The following is a 697-nucleotide window of genomic DNA, read 5'->3' as shown; positions in this document are numbered from 1 at the left end:
GTGCCTTCTATCCAAAGCTGGCTGTCCGGCGAAAACGGCCCGCCGGTCAACCCCGCGGCACGCAGGGTCGACGCCAACACTCCATCCGCCGGACTGACCAGACGCAGCGATCCCCCCCGGCGCTCGACACTCGTCCGCGCCGCCAGGATCAATTGAATAAAGCTGAGATCGATTTCGCTCGCTTCGGTGACGTCAATCACCACGCCTCGAGTGTGCCCGAGCGCAGACAGAAAACTGTCCCGAAGTTCCTCCGCCCGAGGCAGGGTCAATGATCCAGAGCAAAAGACGGTAATACCATTGTGTTCCACACGGGTTACCTTCCCATAACTTGGGCAAAGGAGTTCATGCATCAAAGCTAAATAACTAGCCTTGAGTGGAAGCTGCCACAAATCAACTCAGTCTAATTGTCATTAAATTATCAGTTAGATGGCGATGTCAATCCAAAGCTGACACTTCATTTTTTTGTTATTTATAATTTTATTTAATTTTTGATAAATGCGAAATTCTTCACAAAAAGGCAACAATCATGAAATTAAAAAAACAAGATGGTTCGTCTTGAGTTTTAATAAAAATATAAATTCGTTTTTTCGGAAAAATTAATTATTTAAATACTTTGTAAATAAATAAAATTAAACAAGGCATTGAGGCGTCGACCAGATTCACCCGAGAAACTTCTTTCATTGCGGGAGATTCTCGA

The 697-nt window shown here is 44.6% G+C and carries 1 protein-coding gene; it reads right to left on the bottom strand.

Annotated features, from left to right (window positions below; all coding sequences use genetic code 11):
* On the bottom strand, positions 1-350 hold a 350-nt coding region (locus K678_RS18430; protein WP_081673322.1), incomplete at its 3' end, for an STAS domain-containing protein.
* Positions 351-697: the final 347 nt, after the last annotated feature.

The organism is Magnetospirillum fulvum MGU-K5, from assembly GCF_000442515.1.
GTDB lineage: Bacteria > Pseudomonadota > Alphaproteobacteria > Rhodospirillales > Magnetospirillaceae > Phaeospirillum > Phaeospirillum fulvum_B.
The sequence above is the reverse complement of the archived record's forward strand: the minus strand, read 5'-3'. Positions and strand labels throughout refer to the sequence as shown.